The organism is Mesorhizobium sp. Cs1299R1N1, assembly GCF_037179655.1.
In the GTDB taxonomy this organism is placed as follows: domain Bacteria; phylum Pseudomonadota; class Alphaproteobacteria; order Rhizobiales; family Rhizobiaceae; genus Mesorhizobium; species Mesorhizobium salmacidum.
The window spans coordinates 1-802 of record NZ_JAPYKR010000095.1; the positions used below are offsets into that span (position 1 = coordinate 1).

1 protein-coding gene and 1 pseudogene are annotated in these 802 nt (G+C 56.7%); both read right to left on the minus strand.

The genetic code is table 11. From position 1 onward, the window contains the following. Positions 1-368, minus strand: a pseudogene (locus O7A70_RS33850) (hypothetical protein); the annotation flags it as partial. Between the two features lie 44 nt (positions 369-412). Next, positions 413-802 (minus strand): SDR family NAD(P)-dependent oxidoreductase (locus tag O7A70_RS33855; protein WP_337144211.1); only part of this gene is annotated, 390 nt, incomplete at its 5' end.

Below are 802 nucleotides of genomic sequence, written 5' to 3' on the forward strand. Positions count from 1 at the left end.
TTGCTGTAATGGGCCGCCACGCGTACGGTCGTGATGCACCCCGGCAGTAGTCCTTCTATTAGGTGGTCCACGGCAAGGCGTATAGGCAGTTCGCCCGCATACACATCCTTGGCATCGATCATCACGCATGCGTCGACCGAGAGATCAGCGGCGACCTGTTCGGCCTTAGAGCTCGTCATACTGGCGAAGTATCCGCGGCTCTCAGGCTTTCCTGCTAGCCCCAGCTCGACCATGCGTACCGGGAGAGCGTTGATGGTAGCGATGTAGTCCGAGACCAGCCCTGGCGCAAAATCCCAATCCGTGTAGTAGCCGCCATCACGCAGGGTGCAGTCTAGGAGGTTAACTTCATCTGGTATCGTGCTAAACATTGTCCTACTTCCTCCTGACGCCAGCACCACATCTCCGTCTTGGATCAGGTTGCTGCGTAGCCCCCATCGACATAGAGAATCTCGCCGGTCACAAACGATGCAGCTGGACTTGCGAGGAAAATGTAAGGCCCGAAATATTCGGACAAATTGCCCCGGCGCCGCATTGGAGTGAGGTCCATTGCCCGGCGCTGGTAAGGGGTGTCGAGGTTAGGATGGACCCCATCCATGAAGTTGTTGATGAATCCAGGTGCGACGGCATTTACACGAATGCCCTTGTCGGCCCATTCTACCGCCATGGTACGCGTCAGTTGATTGACGCCTCCTTTAGTCGCAGCATAGACAGTCAGGCCCGGTATGCCGAGCGAACTGGCGACTGAAGACGTCATGATGATGCTGCCGCCGCCTCGATCGAACATTGCTTGGGCGGAAAACTT